The organism is Mycobacterium sp. 1081908.1, from assembly GCF_001673535.1.
Taxonomy (GTDB): domain Bacteria; phylum Actinomycetota; class Actinomycetes; order Mycobacteriales; family Mycobacteriaceae; genus Mycobacterium.
Genome location: NZ_LZLY01000143.1, coordinates 26,761 through 42,285, shown reverse-complemented (window position 1 = coordinate 42,285; position 15,525 = coordinate 26,761). Strand labels below are relative to the sequence as shown.

The 15,525-nt window shown below is 66.7% G+C and carries 14 protein-coding genes and 1 tRNA gene; 8 read left to right on the top strand and 7 right to left on the bottom strand.

Annotation, left to right across the window (positions count from 1 at the left end):
* Positions 1-39 precede the first annotated feature (39 nt).
* From pgm to A5655_RS23540, 3 genes are all read left to right on the top strand, one after another.
* Positions 40-1,680, top strand: a complete 1,641-nt coding sequence (gene pgm / locus A5655_RS23550; protein ID WP_067014318.1) for a phosphoglucomutase (alpha-D-glucose-1,6-bisphosphate-dependent) — start codon at positions 40-42, stop codon at positions 1,678-1,680.
* A 71-nt stretch (positions 1,681-1,751) separates the two neighbouring features.
* Positions 1,752-2,903, top strand: coding sequence for an MFS transporter (locus A5655_RS23545; RefSeq protein ID WP_369807242.1), 1,152 nt, complete (start codon positions 1,752-1,754; stop codon positions 2,901-2,903).
* A gap of 53 nt (positions 2,904-2,956) precedes the next feature.
* Positions 2,957-3,032 (top strand) — tRNA-Ala (locus A5655_RS23540).
* A gap of 230 nt (positions 3,033-3,262) precedes the next feature.
* On the opposite strand, the gene A5655_RS23535 is transcribed toward A5655_RS23540, so the two are convergent.
* The 4 genes from A5655_RS23535 to A5655_RS23520 all read right to left on the bottom strand — a co-directional run bounded on the left by A5655_RS23535 (position 3,263) and on the right by A5655_RS23520 (position 7,742).
* Complete coding sequence (locus A5655_RS23535) at positions 3,263-4,321, bottom strand: cytochrome P450 (RefSeq protein ID WP_369807241.1); 1,059 nt, start codon at positions 4,319-4,321, stop codon at positions 3,263-3,265.
* A gap of 280 nt (positions 4,322-4,601) precedes the next feature.
* Complete coding sequence (locus A5655_RS23530) at positions 4,602-5,426, bottom strand: DUF1906 domain-containing protein (protein ID WP_067014312.1); 825 nt, start codon at positions 5,424-5,426, stop codon at positions 4,602-4,604.
* Between the two features lie 119 nt (positions 5,427-5,545).
* Positions 5,546-6,181: a TIGR03085 family metal-binding protein gene (locus A5655_RS23525; RefSeq protein WP_067014309.1), complete on the bottom strand. Its 636-nt coding sequence runs from the start codon at positions 6,179-6,181 to the stop codon at positions 5,546-5,548.
* Positions 6,182-6,335: 154 nt separating this feature from the next.
* Positions 6,336-7,742 (bottom strand): adenylate/guanylate cyclase domain-containing protein, encoded by a 1,407-nt coding sequence (locus tag A5655_RS23520; RefSeq protein ID WP_067014307.1) that lies wholly within the window; start codon positions 7,740-7,742, stop codon positions 6,336-6,338.
* 127 nt (positions 7,743-7,869) lie between these two features.
* Between A5655_RS23520 and A5655_RS23515 the strand changes: the two genes are divergently transcribed.
* Positions 7,870-8,214 (top strand): hypothetical protein, encoded by a 345-nt coding sequence (locus tag A5655_RS23515; protein ID WP_067014303.1) that lies wholly within the window; start codon positions 7,870-7,872, stop codon positions 8,212-8,214.
* Here A5655_RS23515 and A5655_RS23510 read toward each other — a convergent pair.
* On the bottom strand, positions 8,211-9,029 hold the full coding sequence (locus A5655_RS23510) for an SMP-30/gluconolactonase/LRE family protein (RefSeq protein ID WP_067014301.1): 819 nt from the start codon (positions 9,027-9,029) through the stop codon (positions 8,211-8,213). The two genes, A5655_RS23515 and A5655_RS23510, sit on opposite strands and share 4 nt — an antisense overlap.
* A 51-nt stretch (positions 9,030-9,080) precedes the next feature.
* The gene (locus A5655_RS23505) at positions 9,081-9,974 is read right to left on the bottom strand and encodes a helix-turn-helix domain-containing protein (RefSeq protein ID WP_067014298.1); all 894 of its coding nucleotides are present in this window, start codon (positions 9,972-9,974) and stop codon (positions 9,081-9,083) included.
* A gap of 64 nt (positions 9,975-10,038) precedes the next feature.
* On the opposite strand from A5655_RS23505, the gene A5655_RS23500 reads away from it, so the two are divergent.
* Genes A5655_RS23500 through A5655_RS23485 form a run of 4 tightly spaced genes read left to right on the top strand, consistent with a single transcriptional unit; the run spans position 10,039 to position 14,269 of the window.
* Positions 10,039-10,968, top strand: a complete 930-nt coding sequence (locus A5655_RS23500) for an SDR family NAD(P)-dependent oxidoreductase (RefSeq protein ID WP_067014493.1) — start codon at positions 10,039-10,041, stop codon at positions 10,966-10,968.
* Positions 10,965-11,768 (top strand): acetoacetate decarboxylase family protein, encoded by an 804-nt coding sequence (locus A5655_RS23495; RefSeq protein WP_067014295.1) that lies wholly within the window; start codon positions 10,965-10,967, stop codon positions 11,766-11,768. Before A5655_RS23500 ends, A5655_RS23495 begins: the two co-directional genes overlap by 4 nt.
* 4 nt (positions 11,769-11,772) lie before the next feature.
* The gene (locus A5655_RS23490; protein WP_067014292.1) at positions 11,773-12,987 is read left to right on the top strand and encodes an amidohydrolase family protein; all 1,215 of its coding nucleotides are present in this window, start codon (positions 11,773-11,775) and stop codon (positions 12,985-12,987) included.
* 13 nt (positions 12,988-13,000) lie between these two features.
* On the top strand, positions 13,001-14,269 hold the full coding sequence (locus A5655_RS23485; protein WP_067014288.1) for an amidohydrolase family protein: 1,269 nt from the start codon (positions 13,001-13,003) through the stop codon (positions 14,267-14,269).
* An 18-nt stretch (positions 14,270-14,287) separates the two neighbouring features.
* Here the strand turns inward: A5655_RS23485 and A5655_RS23480 are convergent, their stop codons facing one another.
* Positions 14,288-15,427 carry a PPE family protein gene (locus A5655_RS23480; RefSeq protein WP_067014285.1) on the bottom strand — a complete coding sequence of 380 codons (1,140 nt, stop codon included), beginning with the start codon at positions 15,425-15,427 and terminating at the stop codon, positions 14,288-14,290.
* Positions 15,428-15,525 lie beyond the last annotated feature (98 nt).

Genomic DNA, 15,525 nt, shown 5'->3' with positions numbered 1-15,525 from the left:
AGGGACACGCGACTGCAGCAACGCGCAGAATTGATAACCATGGCCCACCCGCGCGCCGGTCAGCCGGCCCAGCCCGAAGACCTCGTCGACCTGCCTCACCTGGTGACGGCGTATTACTCGATCGAGCCCGACCCGGACGACGTTGCGCAGCAGGTGGTGTTCGGCACATCGGGTCACCGCGGGTCGGCGCTCAACGGCGCATTCAACGAGGCGCACATCCTGGCCATCACCCAGGCCATCGTCGAATACCGCGCCGCTCACGGCACCACGGGACCGCTGTTCATCGGCCGCGACACCCACGGACTTTCGGAACCGGCGTGGGTGTCGGCGCTGGAGGTACTGGCCGCCAACGACGTCGTCGTGATGATCGATTCGCGCGACCGCTACACGCCGACGCCGGCCGTCAGCCACGCCATCCTGACCCACAACCGCGGCCGCACTGACGGGCTGGCCGACGGGATCGTCGTCACGCCGTCGCACAACCCGCCGCCCGACGGCGGTTTCAAGTACAACCCCCCCAACGGGGGCCCGGCGGACAGCGACGCGACCAACGCAATCGCCAAGCGGGCCAACGAGATTCTGCGCGCCAGGGGTGCGGAGGTGAAGCGGGTCCCGCTGTCCCGCGCGCTGGGAAGCGTCGAGCGCTACGACTATCTGGGCACCTATGTCGACGACCTACCCAACGTGGTGGACGTCGCCGCCATCCGCGAGGCCGGGGTGCGCATCGGCGCAGACCCGCTCGGCGGCGCCAGCGTGGACTATTGGGGCGAGATCGCCCAGCGGCATGGCCTGGACCTGACCGTCGTCAACCCGTTGGTCGACGCGACGTGGCGGTTCATGACCCTCGACCACGACGGCAAGATCCGGATGGACTGCAGCTCGCCGGACGCGATGGCTGGGCTCATCCGCGTCATCGCCACCTCGGACCGCTACCAGATCGCCACCGGCAACGACGCCGACTCCGACCGGCACGGGATCGTCACGCCCGACGAGGGGCTGCTGAACCCGAATCACTATCTGGCGGTGGCGATCGACTACCTCTATACCCACCGCCCCTTGTGGCCGGACGGCATCGGCGTTGGGAAGACGGCGGTCAGTTCGTCGATCATCGACCGGGTGGTGGCCGGCATCGGCCGCAAGCTCGTCGAGGTGCCGGTCGGGTTCAAGTGGTTCGTCGACGGCCTCATCGGCGGCACCATCGGCTTCGGCGGCGAGGAATCGGCGGGGGCGTCGTTCCTGCGGCGTGACGGCTCGGTGTGGACTACCGACAAGGACGGCATCATCCTGGCGCTGCTGGCCTCGGAGATCCTGGCGGCCACCGGTTTGAGCCCGTCGCAGCGCTATCGGGAGCTGACCGACGAGTACGGCACGCCGTTCTACGCGCGCGTCGACGCGCCGGCCGACCGGGACCAGAAGGCGCGCCTTGCCAAGCTCTCGCCGGACGAGGTGACCGCCACCGAGCTCGCGGGGGAGCCGATCACCGGCAAGCTGACCAGCGCCCCCGGCAACGGTGCGCCACTGGGCGGGCTGAAGGTGACGACCGCCAATGCATGGTTTGCTGCGCGGCCGTCGGGCACCGAGGACGTCTACAAGATTTACGCGGAATCGTTCAACGGATCTGAGCATTTGGCCGAGGTGCAGGAAGCCGCGCGCGAGGTGGTTAATAAAGTCATTGGGTGACTTGTTCCCTCCGACTTGCCCGCCCGGGGGGACGCGGCTCTTCTTCTGCGCGGCTTCCGCGCGAAGTCTGGATCCTCAGCTGGGCCAACATCATGGTGGCACTGGGCTACGGCGTCATTTCGCCGGCGATGCCCACCTTCGCCCGCACGTTCGGGGTCAGCATCGAGGCGGTGACTTTCTTGGTCACCGTCTTCTCGTTGACCCGACTGTGTTTCGCACCGATAAGCGGACTGTTGGCACAACGGTTGGGCGAACGGCGGATCTACATCGGTGGTTTGCTGATCGTGGCGGTGTCGACGGCCGCGTGTGCGTTCTCGCAGGCGTACTGGCAACTGTTGCTTTTCCGCGCCATCAGCGGCGTGGGGTCGACGCTGTTTTACGTCTCGGCGCTGGGACTGATGATCCACATCAGCCCGCCCGATGCGCGCGGGCGAATCGCGGGCATTTTCACCAGTTCGTTCATGATCGGCGCGGTCGGCGGGCCGGCGGTCGGCGCGCTGACCGCGGGCTGGGGGCTGACGGCTCCGTTCATCGTCTACGGCGTCGCACTGTTGGGTGTGGTGGTGGTGCTGTTCTACGGGTTGCGGAACTCGGCGCTGGCCGCGCCCCTGCCGCCGACGCGATCGACGGTGACGATCCGTGAGGCGTTGGGGTTCCGCGCGTATCGGTCGGCGCTGTTGTCGAATTTTGCGATGGGATGGTCGGCGTTCGGGCTGCGCGTCGCGCTTGTCCCGCTGTTCATTTCCGACGTCATGGGCCGAAGCGTCGGCGTCATCGGCGTGGTGCTCGCCGCGTTCGCGGCCGGCAACGCCCTGGCGGTCATCCCCAGCGGCTACCTGTCCGATCGGATGGGGCGGCGCACGTTGTTGATCGTCGGCCTGGCGGCGTCCGGTGTGGCCACCGCCGGGCTGGGCGTCGCGACGTCGCTGCCGGCGTTCATGGCGGTCGGGTGCCTGTCCGGTGTGACGACGGGCATCTTCATGTCGCCGATGCAGGCCGCCGTCGCCGACATCCTCGGCAGGGAGGCGCGCGCGGGCACTCCGGTGGCCGCGGTGCAGATGGCGTCGGATCTGGGCGCGATCGTCGGCTCGATAGCGGTCGGCTGGGTCGCCGAGCGGCTGAGCTACGGCTGGGCGTTCGCAATCAGCGGGGTTGTCCTGTTGATCGCCGCCGTCGCCTGGGTGCCGGCGCCGGAGACGCGTACGGCGCTCGAGCCCGTCTGACCAGCAACTTTGAAGGACGGTAGCGGGTGGTGTAGCTTCGATGGGCACGACTTGGGGCTATGGCGCAGCTGGTAGCGCACCACACTGGCAGTGTGGGGGTCAGGGGTTCGAGTCCCCTTAGCTCCACCAAGCAAGACAGCATTCATTCGGGCGCTCGTTGACTGACGGAGTGGCCCTTCGCGCCCCGCTCCCACCAGCTCGTCAGGCCGAGGTGAGGCGAATCGGTAGGTGAGTTGGTCCGCGCAGGGAGCTGTGGCTCGACCATTGTCGGGCCGTCCGGGGTGATTCGGGCGACGCGCTGCCGGGCACATGTGCGCGCCGGCCGACAAAGGCGATGCCTGGGCTGTCCGGCAACGAGGTCACGCCGCAATCAGCCTGACCGGCAGCGCCTCGAGCCGCCGAATCACGTTGTTGACTGCCCACTTTGGAGTCCCGTCGACCTCGATGCGCTTGACGCGTTCGAGCATCGCGGAGAGGATGGCGGCGGTCTCCATCCTGGCGAGACCCTGGCCGGCGCAGGCATGAGCGCCGTTGCCGAACCCGATGTGCCGTCCAGCGTCACGGCGGATGTCGAACACCTCAGAGGTCTCCCATTCGCGTTCGTCGCGGTTGGCCGAGGCATACAGCACCAGTAATCGGGTTCCGGCGGGGATGTTCGTTCCGGCTATAGAGGTATTGCGGGCGGTCTTCCGCGTGAACGCCCGCACAGGGGATTCGTACCGCACCACCTCGTTGATCGCGTTCGACAGCAACTCTGGTTCTGCTCTGAGGACTTCCCACTGCTCGGGGTGGGTCGCGAATAGGTGGATCGCGCTGGAGATGGCGCTGATCGTCGTGTCCAACGACGGTGCGATGTAGTCGATTACCAGCGGCGGCACGTCCTCGAACGACAGATTGCCTTCATCGACGGCAGCCAAGAGTTCGTGAGCCATGCTGCCGGGCAGGACGTTTCGGTCACGCACTACAGCACGCGCGAAGCGCAGCATCTGCATGCTGCGCGGGATGGCTCGGATCGCCTGACGGTTGAGCGGTCCGAGGAGGTCGAAGGTCGCGGCGGCCCAAGGAATCAGGTGCTCGCGTTGGTCCTGCGGCCAGCCGACCAGATCCGGGACCACAGCCAGCGGCAGCGCGGTCGCCAGATCGGCGACACCGTCGACCCGGCCCCTGGTGAGCGCGACGTCGACGATGGCGCCCGCCGCGGCTTCCACAGCGGCGGATACTCCACGCAGCGCCCTGGGCATCAGCCGGTGGGCAACGAGCTTGCGACGCCGGTCGTGGTCGGCGCCGTCGCTGTTGAGCGTGGTGCCGCGGGACAACCGGTTGGCAGCAGCGTTGGCGGCGACGCCATGTCCGGAGAGGTACGCGTCGTCGGCTCGCAGGGTGGCCTTGCACTCGGTGTACCGGGGCAGAGCGATCATCCGGCGGCGAGGTAGCCAGACGAGGGGGCCAAGTCGTCGCAGAGTCCGGTAGTGCGGGTAAGGGTCGAGGATGGCCGAGGTGCTGTAGACGTCAGGCCGGTATGACGGAATGTCGCGAGGTCGGTGCACCACAGATCGCCTTAATTGTTGAGGTCGATGCCCGCCCGCGTGCACGGACAGGACGAGGGTGCTGCGTAGGTCGCACCCGGATGACGAAATCGTCACATACGACTATATCGTCAGTCAAGGCTCGCTGACGAGGGATAACGACGCCCCAGGCTCAGGGATGTAGGTTCCACTGACCGCAATCGTCGGCAAGGACGTCGTTGACGTCGACTTCGAGTCCGCCGACTACTGGGCCAGGGTTCGACGCCGTGCTCACCACCCGTTGGTAGAGGACCGCGGCGGGGTCGACCTGACCGTGGGACCAGGCCTTCGTCTGCCACGCCCACCGGCGGCCGGGGGTCCGCGAATTACCGATGACGCCGTCCTCGGCGGCCCATTTGCAGACATCGAGACCGCCGTAGACGCCGGTGCGCTGCACTCCCAGCACCGAATTGATTCCGCGAAACCACTTGAGTGCCAGGTTGTTCCAGGTGTCGTGGTTTATGTCCTCGTCGACACTGAAGAAGATCGGGGCACTCTGACCGCCACCCGCCGCGGTATGCAGCTTCCAGGCGGTGCGAGCATCGGCGACGCCGCCGTCGAACCCGCGTCTGAAGTCCGATGGTGCTGTCCCGCCTGGCTTGCCGTACTGGTAATTGCTGACGATCATCAGCCCGGCAGCGGTCAGCTGCTCGGCGTAAGGCCGGGTGATCGGCTTGGCACCCATGGACGAGCCGGGGCGCGACAGCGAAACGTAGTTGATGACGCCGGCGTAGCCGGCAGCTCGAATCTGCTCCGCTGGAACTTGGCGCATGGCGAAGTCGATCAGTTTGGGAGTGGCGACGGCCGCCGTCGGGACGGCAGCCGCCGTCGGGACGGCGTAACCTGCCGCCGCCGCGGACAATCCTGGCAGTGCGGACATGGCGATGGTGTAGCGCAATACGTCACGCCGGGAAATTGGGCGCGGCCGCCGGAGGTTTAGACACGCCGACAAGTCCATCGCGTGATGTTAACAACGTGACTGGTGTTAAAAGATGGCGTGTTTGAAGTGATATCAAACCGCGTCCGTGTCGTGCACCGGACAGCGGCTAGCGTCGCAAGACGTCACGCGGGCGCCGCTCAAAAGCCCCGCTTGGCGGCCCGCACCTCGGCGACCACCTCGTCGTCCCCGCTGAAGTCGACGTGGACGGCGTTGCGGCCGAACGCGAAGAGCAACAGTTCTTGCGGTTCGCCGGTCACGGTTACCGGCGAACCGTTACCGACCGCCACCACCGTCTGACCGTCGGGGGTGTTCAGCGTCAGGCGAGCGGGCAGCGCTGCCATTGACTTCGACAGCCCGACCCGGCTGACCCAAGGGATGCGCCGGCGCACCGCGGCTGTGGTTTTTGCATCGAGTTCCCTTGGCTCCCAGCCGGTTTGCGCACGGCGGAGGTCCTCGTGATGGACGAACATCTCGTGGATACTTGCCAGCGGGTCGAGCGCCTTGAACAGCGAAAGAACCGGCGGGCCCGAGGCAAGCAGTTCGACCAGGTCCTCGTATGGCGTGGTGGCGGCCAACCGGTCTTGCACGCGCACAGTGTGTGACGCCAGCGGCCCGAACACGAGGCCGGGCAACGCATCAGGGCGGCGCTCGCGCACGACCAGGTGGGCGGCAAGGTCGCGGGTGGTCCACCCCTCGCACAGCGTGGGAGCATCCGGTCCCACCGCCCGCATGATTCCGACGATGGCGGAACGTTCGCGCTGGGCTATCGACATCGCCCCACGATAGGCCGAGGGCCTCGTCGATCACAGTGACGCAGAAGTTTCCGAACGTGCCACCGAGGTCCAGCGCTGAGGTCGGCACGCAGGAAGACCGAAAACCGCTGTCTGCAGACACTTTCACGTGATTCCCGCCCGTCAGGTCGGCGAGCTATGGAATCTCGTACACAACCATCTTGTCGGCGATGCCGCGCAGGGCGGCCTCCTTCCGAACCGGTCGGATCGCCTCCTTCTCCAGGATGGTGGCGACGCCCGGCGCGTCGATCACGGGACCGGTGAGGTGGATCTCCTGCGCGGTCGACAGGCTCTGCACCCGCGCCGCGATGTTGACGGTCTGGCCAAAATAGTCCTGCCGCTCGTTCAGCATCACCGCGAGACACGGCCCCTCATGGATGCCGATCTTTACGATCAGGTCGCGCTTGCCGCGCTCGGCATTGAGTTTGTCCATTGCGGAGCGCATCCGTAAGGCCGCGGCGAGCGCGTGGTCCGGCTGGATAAAGGTCGCCATCACGGCGTCCCCAATGGTCTTGACAACGGCGCCCTTTTCGGCCGCGATGATTTCCAGGAGCGCATGAAAGTGCGCGCGCACCAAGTCGAACGCCGCGAGGTCGCCAACCCGCTCATAAAGCGCAGTCGACCCCTTGAGATCGGTGAACAAAAAGGTCAACGAGGTGATTTTGAGGCGCTGATCGATCGTGAGATTGTCGGCCTTGAACACATCGCGAAACGTCTGGTTCGACAGCATCCGCTTGGCGGTGAGGAACGGCCTGCGCTTGGCCAGCACATCGTGGAGCGCGTCGGCGACGAAGACGGTGGGCAGTGTCCGCACGCTGCACCGATTGTCGAGTGCGAGCCGCAACGGACCTGGTCGCAAGGTGATCGACTCGGTCGGCGGATGGGCTTTGTCGAAGGTCAGCCCGAGTTGCTGAGTTTCCTCGATCGGCTCGCCCTGGACGTCGATGAAATGTGCGGTATGCGTCACCGGCTCGAAAACGATGATGAATTGCGGCGGAAGATCCAACGACAGCACAGCCTTTTCGCCGGCGGCCAGCTCCATCGCATCCAACGTCGCTTCCCCGGTCAGCAAAGCAAAAGAATCCTTGCCGAGATCGATGCCTGAACTCCAGAACACCTGCGTGTAGTAGTCCCATAGCGGGAGCGTGTTGGGATCGTGGGCGGCAATCCGCCTGACCTTCGGACTGACCGTAAACGCCACCTCGACCTGCTCATCGACGGAAGGCTCATAGCCGCAGGCGCATAATCCACAGCGATAGTCGTCATCGCGCAGCGATTTCAGCGTGTCATGCGCGTCGAGCACGCCACTGCAACCGGGACACAGCACGTTCCAGGTGAGATCGAACAGGCCAAGCCGCGCGGCATGCAGGAAGCCGGAAATCACCTTCTCTTCGTCGAAGCCGGTGCGTTTGGAGAAGTCCAGGGCGTTGATTCGATTCAGCTCACGATCTCCGCCGTCCTCGATCAGCCGCGCGATGGCGTCCGCGACGTCCGGATCAGCGGTTCGCTTCAGGGCCGAAAATTGAGACTGAAGGTCGCTCATGGCTCCACCTCAACATCACCGCAACCTGGCGGCTAAAGCTTTGTTGACACAGTACTCAGGACCTTCAACACGGGTCGCGTCGAATTTGATCCGATGCGGGCTCTATCAATTCGATTAGGGTTGATTCATGGGTGGCGACTTCGTCGAGATCCGCATAACCCACCCCTGGGAATCGCTCCAGTCGACGCCCGAGGCCGTCCGCCCGCGGCTGCTGGACTGGGAGGTTGACGCCAAGGGTAGGCACGTCGCCTGGCGTTACCGGATAACCCGGTATGAGCAGGACGGCCAACCGAGGTGGTCGTTGGACGGGACCGGCCAGCATCCGTGGACCAGCGACGACGTCGAGTACCTGAAAGACGTCGCCGAGCACCACGCCGGTCGACTGTTGCGCAGACAGCGATGGCAGCCCAAGAGCATGTACAACGGCCAGGAGCCGCCGCTGTGGCTGGGTGGTCGGGGGTGGTCGTCCTAGACGCGCGTCGTCTCGATGGCAGCACCCATTGCAGTCTGCGACTCCACGCGCTGACCAAGCGTGGTGGCCGTGAGCATGTACAGCGTGCGCCCGTCGGCACCGCCCAACTCGCATGCGATCGCGTGGCGACCCGGGGTGTCGACGGTTGCCGTCACCTCGCCGCCTTCGATCACGCGCACGAACCGGTCGAACGCCGGGCTCGCCACCCAGACGCCATCGTCTTCGTCGATGGCGATGCCGTCGGGAAAATCCTCCAGCTCGGCCCACACTCGGCGATTACCGAGCGAGCCGTCGTCGGCTAGGTCGAACGCGGTGATGCGACGTCCGAAACTCTCCGCCACCAGCAGGGCCGACCCGTCGGAAGTGATCACCATGCCGTTGGCGAATTGGAGATCGCCGGCCACTTCGCAAGCCGAGCCGTCCGGGTCGACGCGCAAGAGGGCGGCGGCGACCGGGGTGTCGCCCGCCGCGTAGTCGTAGCCGAACTGGCCAACGAAGGCATGGCCGTGGCGATCGACGCACATGTCGTTGATTTCGTGCGACGCGAACGAGCTCACGTCGGCGTGAACGGCGAGATCCGCACCGTCGAAGCGCATCACGCGGCGACGTGCCATCGAGGAGATCAACATCGAGCCATCGGGTAGCCAGCCCAGCCCCGACGGCTGCTCCAGCTCGACCACGGTGCGAACTTCACCGTCTTCGCCGACGCGCAGCACGGCGTCACCGTGCATGTCCGAGACGTACAGCGCGCCATCGTGCCAACGCGGACCCTCCAAGAAGGAGCGCCCTGTGACCAAAGCATGGATGTCAGGCATGGCAAGGATCCTAGAGGTACCGGGAAAGCGCTGTCTACCAATACATTTGGTCTACGGGGAGGGAGACTCTTCCGTCAACGCCTCGCTTAGCCGGCGGGTCGCCGCGGCGAGCTGCGTCCCCATGCGGGTGACCGCCGCGCCGCTCATCGGCTCGGCGCTGGGCACCAGGCTGAGCATCAGGGCGATGCGGGATTCGGCCTCCAAGATAGGGGAGTCGATGTGGCTCACCTCGTACGTGCGATCGGGTTCCAGGCTGATCGGGAACCACTCCTCCTGATGGATCAGCTCGTCGGTCAGTTCCTGCGCCAGCTGGCTCAGCCGGGTGGAACGCACCTCGGCGCGACGCACGATCTGCGCCAGTTCCCGCAGGCGCAGATCGGGCAGGATGTGCAGACCGACCGCGTAGCCGCGTTCCTTGGCAGCGCTGATGGCCCGGCGGTAGCGATCGCGCACATCCTCGGGCAATGCGGCCAGCCAGCGCTCCCGAGCCTCCGCCCCGGTCCATGCGACGGTCGACGCCCCATACGGCGGGCGATGTGGGAACTGGGTGCCGGCGGGCATCGGGTGACCGCCACCGTGGCGGCTTCGGACCTGATCGACGACGGTGGAGCAGTCCTCGCTGACCGAAAAGGCAACGCAGTGCGCGCCTGTCGCGGCCGACAGCTCGGCCATCGCGGAGCGGGCTAACACCAGGGCGGGATAGCGGCCCGCCGCCTCTCGGCCGAGCCGGACCAGGGCGGGGCCGAGATGGTAGGTCTTGCGGACCGGGTCGCGCAGCAGCCAGCCGGCCCGGAGCAGTTCGGACAGCATCGAGTGGCAGCTGGCCTTGTGGACGCTCAAGTGGCGCGAAACCTCCGCCAGCGTCATCCCCGGGCTGCCCTCGCCCGCCAGCTGTTCGAACAGTTTCACCACCCGTTCGGTCTGCGGGGAGGGACGCGGAGCCATCGGTCAATGGTCGCATAATGCGACTTCTTGCGGTGACATGCGCGACCATGTGACCATTGCCACAATGACAGACCTTCGAGGCAAGGCCGCCGTCGTAACCGGGGGAGCCGGGGGCATCGGGCAGGCCATGGGCAGGCGTTTCGGCCGGGAGGGCATGAAGGTGGTGCTGGCCGACGTCCTGGCCGAACCGCTGGATAAGGCGACCCGGACGCTCGTTGACGACGGCATCGACGCCGTCGCTGTGGTCACCGACGTCACCGACTATTCCTCGGTCGAGTCGCTGGCCAAGGAGGCGCTCGATCGCTTCGGCGCGGTGCACGTGGTGTGCAACAACGCCGGCACCGGCGGGGTCTCAGAGGGTTACATGTGGGAACACGACCTCGCCGACTGGCGCTGGGGGATCGACGTCAACGTGCTTGGCGTCATCCATGGCATCAAGGCGTTCGTGCCCATCCTGCTCGAGCAGGGCGAAGGGCACGTCGTCAACACCTGCTCGGGCAACGGCGGATTCGCACCAATTGCCCGGGGGGCCATGGGCGGGCCGGCAACGGCCGTCTACCCGATGACCAAAGCCGCCGTGCTTTGTCTGACCGAAAGCCTCTACACCCACCTGCAGATGACCGGGACGCGGGTGCGGGCGCACGTCCTTTTCCCGGGCGGCTTCTTGAACACCGGCATCTGGGAGTCGTGGCGGCACCGCCCGGAGCGGTACGCGGCGACGCAGGAACGCCGCACACCCGACCAGACACTGGAAAAGGTGGTGGCCCGCTTCGAGGCCGCGGGCGCACACGTCGAGTTCACCCCGCTCGAGACGGTCGCCGACCTCGTCGTGGAAGGGCTTCGGGCGGACCGCTTCTGGATGATGGGGCCGCCGACAGCGGGCGATCAGGTCGTGAGCAAGAAGGCGGCATCGATCCTTGGCCGCGGCGAGCCCGACTACCTGGTCGACGTCCTCGGCCAGAATGCCGAGAAAACTGAAGGAGGAACACGTTGAGCGCCAATGAAATCCGCTACGGCCCTCGCGCGCCCGAGGCGCAAGTCGACCACGAGATCGACGCCACCAAGGCGCCGATCGCCACCGAGGCGATCACCGTCACCTACCTTACCGATCCGGAGATCGTGGCGGCCGTGCTGCCCAAGCCGCTGGCGCCGGCGGCCGAACCGCTGGTGCGTGTTCAGTTACAGCGGGTGCAGATAGAGGGTAGGCCGCCGTTCGGGTCGGCAGTGTTCTCGGTGACCGCCCGGCACGGCGAACTGGACGGTGACTATCCGCTATTCATGCCCCAGTCCACCGAACAGTCGGTCACCGGCGGGCGCGAAACATTCGGCGAGCCAAAGAAACTGGCCAACATCGAGGTGCAGCGCGAGGGCGATCGCGTCAGCGCCACCGTCGAGCGGCTGGGCAATCAGCTCATCCGAGTGGGCGGCCGGGTCACCGGCCCGGCCGAGTTGCCGCCCGATCAGGTGAACACCGAGTTCTATTTCAAGTTCCTGCGCGCCCCCGACGGCAGCGGCATCACCGACCCCCATCTGGTCTACGGCGAATACCACCGCCACTACGAGCTGCTGGAGAACATCGACGGCACAGTCGAATTGGGCGAGTCACCGCTGGACCCGGTGGCCGACATCGTGATTCGCCAGATCACATCGATCACCTGGTGTCGCCGGCGCACCATCCAGGTGGGGCGGATCGCGGAGCGCGTGCCGCAGGAATGGCTGCTGCCGTACGTGCACCAGCGCTACGACGACGTGGCCCTGCTCGCGGCCCCCAGGCCCGAGCCGGCCCGGGCCTAGCGCCATGGACCGGTACACGGTCATCTCGGCCGACTGCCACGCCGGCGCTGACCTGCTCGACTACCGCGAATACCTCGATCCGCAGTACCGGGACGAATTCGACTGCTGGGCAAAGGCATACGTCAACCCGTTCGGAGACCTCACGGAGGCCGACGCCGAGCGCAACTGGAACAGCGCTCGACGAAACTCGGATCTGGACGTCGAAGGCGTCGCGGGGGAGGTCATCTTTCCCAACACCGTGCCACCGTTTTTTCCTCAGGCGAGTCTGGCCGCGCCCCAACCGGTGGACGCCCGGGAGCTCGAGCTGCGGTGGGCGGGGCTGCGTGCGCACAATCGTTGGCTTTCCGACTTCTGCTCGTTGTCGCCCGAGCGGCGCGCCGGGGTGGGCCAGATCCTGCTCGGCGACCTCGACGAGGCCGTCGCCGAGATCGCGCAGATCGCCAAGCTGGGCCTGCGCGGCGGTGTGCTGCTGCCCGGGATCCCGCCGGGCGCAGGCATTCCCCAGCTTTACGCCGAGCACTGGGAGCCGCTCTGGGCGGCGTGCGCGGAGGCGGGTTTGGTGGTCAACCACCACGGCGGCAACGCCGGACCGAACCCGACGGACGGATGGGGCAGCTCGTTTGCGGTGTGGGTATATGAGACGCATTGGTTTGCGCACCGGGCGCTGTGGCACCTGATCTTCAGCGGCGCACTGGATCGCCATCCGGACCTCACCGTCGTCTTCACCGAGCAGGGCGCCGGATGGATACCGGCAACCCTCGACTCGCTCGACGTGGCGGCGGCCCGTTACGGGCGAGAGAACTCGGCGATCGCCCGGTTCGCCGGGCCCACCGCCGGCTCGCTGACGCTGCGCCCCAGCGAATTCTGGGCACGCCAGTGTTACGTCGGCGCCAGCTTCATGCGGCCCGTCGAGTGTGCCGAGCGCGACCGGATCGGCGTTGACCGGATCATGTGGGGAAGCGACTACCCACACCTGGAGGGCACCGCCCCCTACACCCGAGAAGCGTTGCGCCACACCTTCAGCGGTGTCCCGGCCGACGAGGTGGCGGCCATGGTCGGCGGGAATGCAGCGGCCGTCTACGGCTTCGACCTCGACACCCTCGCGCCCCTTGTCGACCGCATCGGCCCGACCGTGGCCGAGGTCGCCGAGCCGCTCGCGGCCGTGCCCGTCGACGCGAGCAGCACCGTCTTCGAGCCCGACCCGATTCGTGCCTGGTAGCGAAAGGATCACCGTGGAGCCCTATCTGATCATCTCCGCAGACACCCACGCCGAGCTGCCCACTGAGCGGTACCGCGAATACATCGACCCCGAATACCGGGAGGACTTCGAGGTTTACCTGGCCGAGAAGACCGCCGCGGCCCAGGCGGGCGGATTCATCGACGAGGAGTTCGCCGAGCAGTGGTTCGACGAACACGGAGACGGCATCGCGGGTGGCTGGGACGTCGCCCAGCGCGACCGCGAACTCGACGGCGACGGCGTCGCCGGTGAGGTCATCTTTCCCGACGCCGACGCCGTCACCGGTGTCGCCGGGGCTCCGTTCGGTGCGGGCCTGGGGCAGTCTGGCGACCTGGATCCGGGACGTGCGATGGCCGGCGCGCGGGCCCACAACCGCTGGCTGGCCGAGCTGTGCAGCCACAGTCCCGAGCGGCGGGCCGGCGTCGCCGTCGTGCCGATACTGGCGGACGTCGACGCGGCGGTGGCCGAGATCGCACGAGCGGCCGAGGCCGGGTTGCGCGGCGGCATCATGATTCCGGTGCTCTGGGGTGACTATCCGCCCTACCACGACCGGCGTTACGACAAGGTGTGGGCCGCCTGCCAGGACCTGCAGATGCCGGTTCACACGCACGTCGGTCCCGCCCCGAGTGAGCAGTACGGCCCACACCTGGGTATCTACACGACCGAGGTGCGCTGGTGGGGAGTCCGGCCGCTGTGGTTCGCGTTGTGGGCCGGCGTGTTCGAGCGCTTCCCGAACCTGCGCTGGGGGGCCACCGAGTGCGGTGCCTACTGGGCCAACGATCTGTTGTGGCTGATGGACACCCGGTTCATGCGCGAACACTCGGCCAAGAAGATGAGCCGTCTGCTGGAGGGCGATCTGACGATGCCACCCTCGGCGTACTTCGACCGGAACTGCTTCATCGGTGCCACCACGACCGAGCGCCGGGAACTGGCCCGTCGCTACGAGATCGGTGTTCCAAACATGCTGTGGGGCAACGATTATCCTCACCCGGAAGGAACCTGGCCGCATACCCGCGACTGGTTGCGGCGCTCGTTCTGGGACATTCCAATCGACGAGACCCGACAAATCCTCGGGCTTACCGCGGCCGAGGTGTACAACTTCGATGTGGGTGCGCTCGCGGGTCTGGTCGAGCGCATCGGCCCCACCCCCGAGGACCTGGGACAGGACGATGCGGTGAGCGTCCCCAAGTGGGAGGCGGCGCGCCAGGCCGGACGGCATTGGCTGACGGACGCGGAGCCTATCCCCGACCTCGTGGAGAACTGATACGCATTTAGGGCCTGGTCACCCTGCCGCGGGCGGGCGTGGCATCACCGTCAGCCGGGTTCCGTATCGGGGTATGACGCCCGAGGCTCGCGCGGCCGCCGGCATTCCGGGCACGCCGGGTATACCCGCCCCGACTGCCTCCTCGGTTCCCGGCAGCGTGGTCAATCCGGTGCCCGACAGGGCAGATATGTGGCTGACCGCCGGAGTGGACCAGCTCGCCGGCACCGACATCGGCCCGATCGACTTGGCGCCGGTGAGGATCGCCGACACGCCGCCTCCGCCACTGCTAAACCCGCTCGTGGTCGCGATCGGTTGCAGCGCGATAGGAATTGGCTTAGTCAAGCCACCGATGCCGCCTGCAATGGTGTCTGCGTCGACGGCGTCTTTGCCGACAAAACTGGCAATGTTCAGCGCGGTCGGTAGCTGGAATACACCACTCGACGCTAGGTCGCCCCAGATGTTGGCGTCGGGCCCGATCAGATCGCCAATCTCGCTCCCAGGCGCCAAGCCTGCGATGCCCTGCAAAAAGTTGTTCCACAAGTTTTGGAGCGATTGAGAGATCGGCCCGGCTGCGAGCCCTTGCACTGTGTTGGCCTGCGCGACCGCGGCCGACTGGGCGGACGCGCCCGCCGGGTTCGTGGTCTGGTTCGGCTGCGTGAACGGCGCCAACGTCGCCGCGGCCGCGGCGGAGCTGGAGTAGCCGTACATCGCGGCGGCGTCCTGGGCCCACATCTCGGCGTACTGCGCCTCGGTAGCGGCGATCGCCGCGGTGTTTTGGCCGAAGAAGTTCGTCGCGATCAGCGAAGCCAGCTGGGTGCGGTTGGCCGCGATCACCGGCGGGGGCACGGTCATCGCGAACGCCTGCTCGAAGGCCGCCGCGGCGGCCCTGGCCTGCATGGCCGTCTGCTTCGTCTGCTCGGCGGTGGTGTAGAGCCAACCGATGTAGGGCGTCGCGGTGGCCGTCATCGACTCCGACGCGGGGCCGTGCCAGTTCAAGGTGGTCAGGCCCGAGACCACCGATTGGTAGGTCTCGGCCGTGGTGGTCAATTCGGCGGCCAGCGAGTCCCAGCTGCCCGCGGCGGCCAGCATCGAACCCGCCCCTGGGCCGGCGTACATCCGGGCGGAGTTGATCTCCGGGGGTAGTATCGCGAAATCCATTGTGTCACATCTCCTTAGCTTGACTTCGGTGGCAAACCCCCCCTTTTTGGCGGCGCAGGACAAGGCGCGCCGGGTGATGCGGGACAGATTGGGTATCG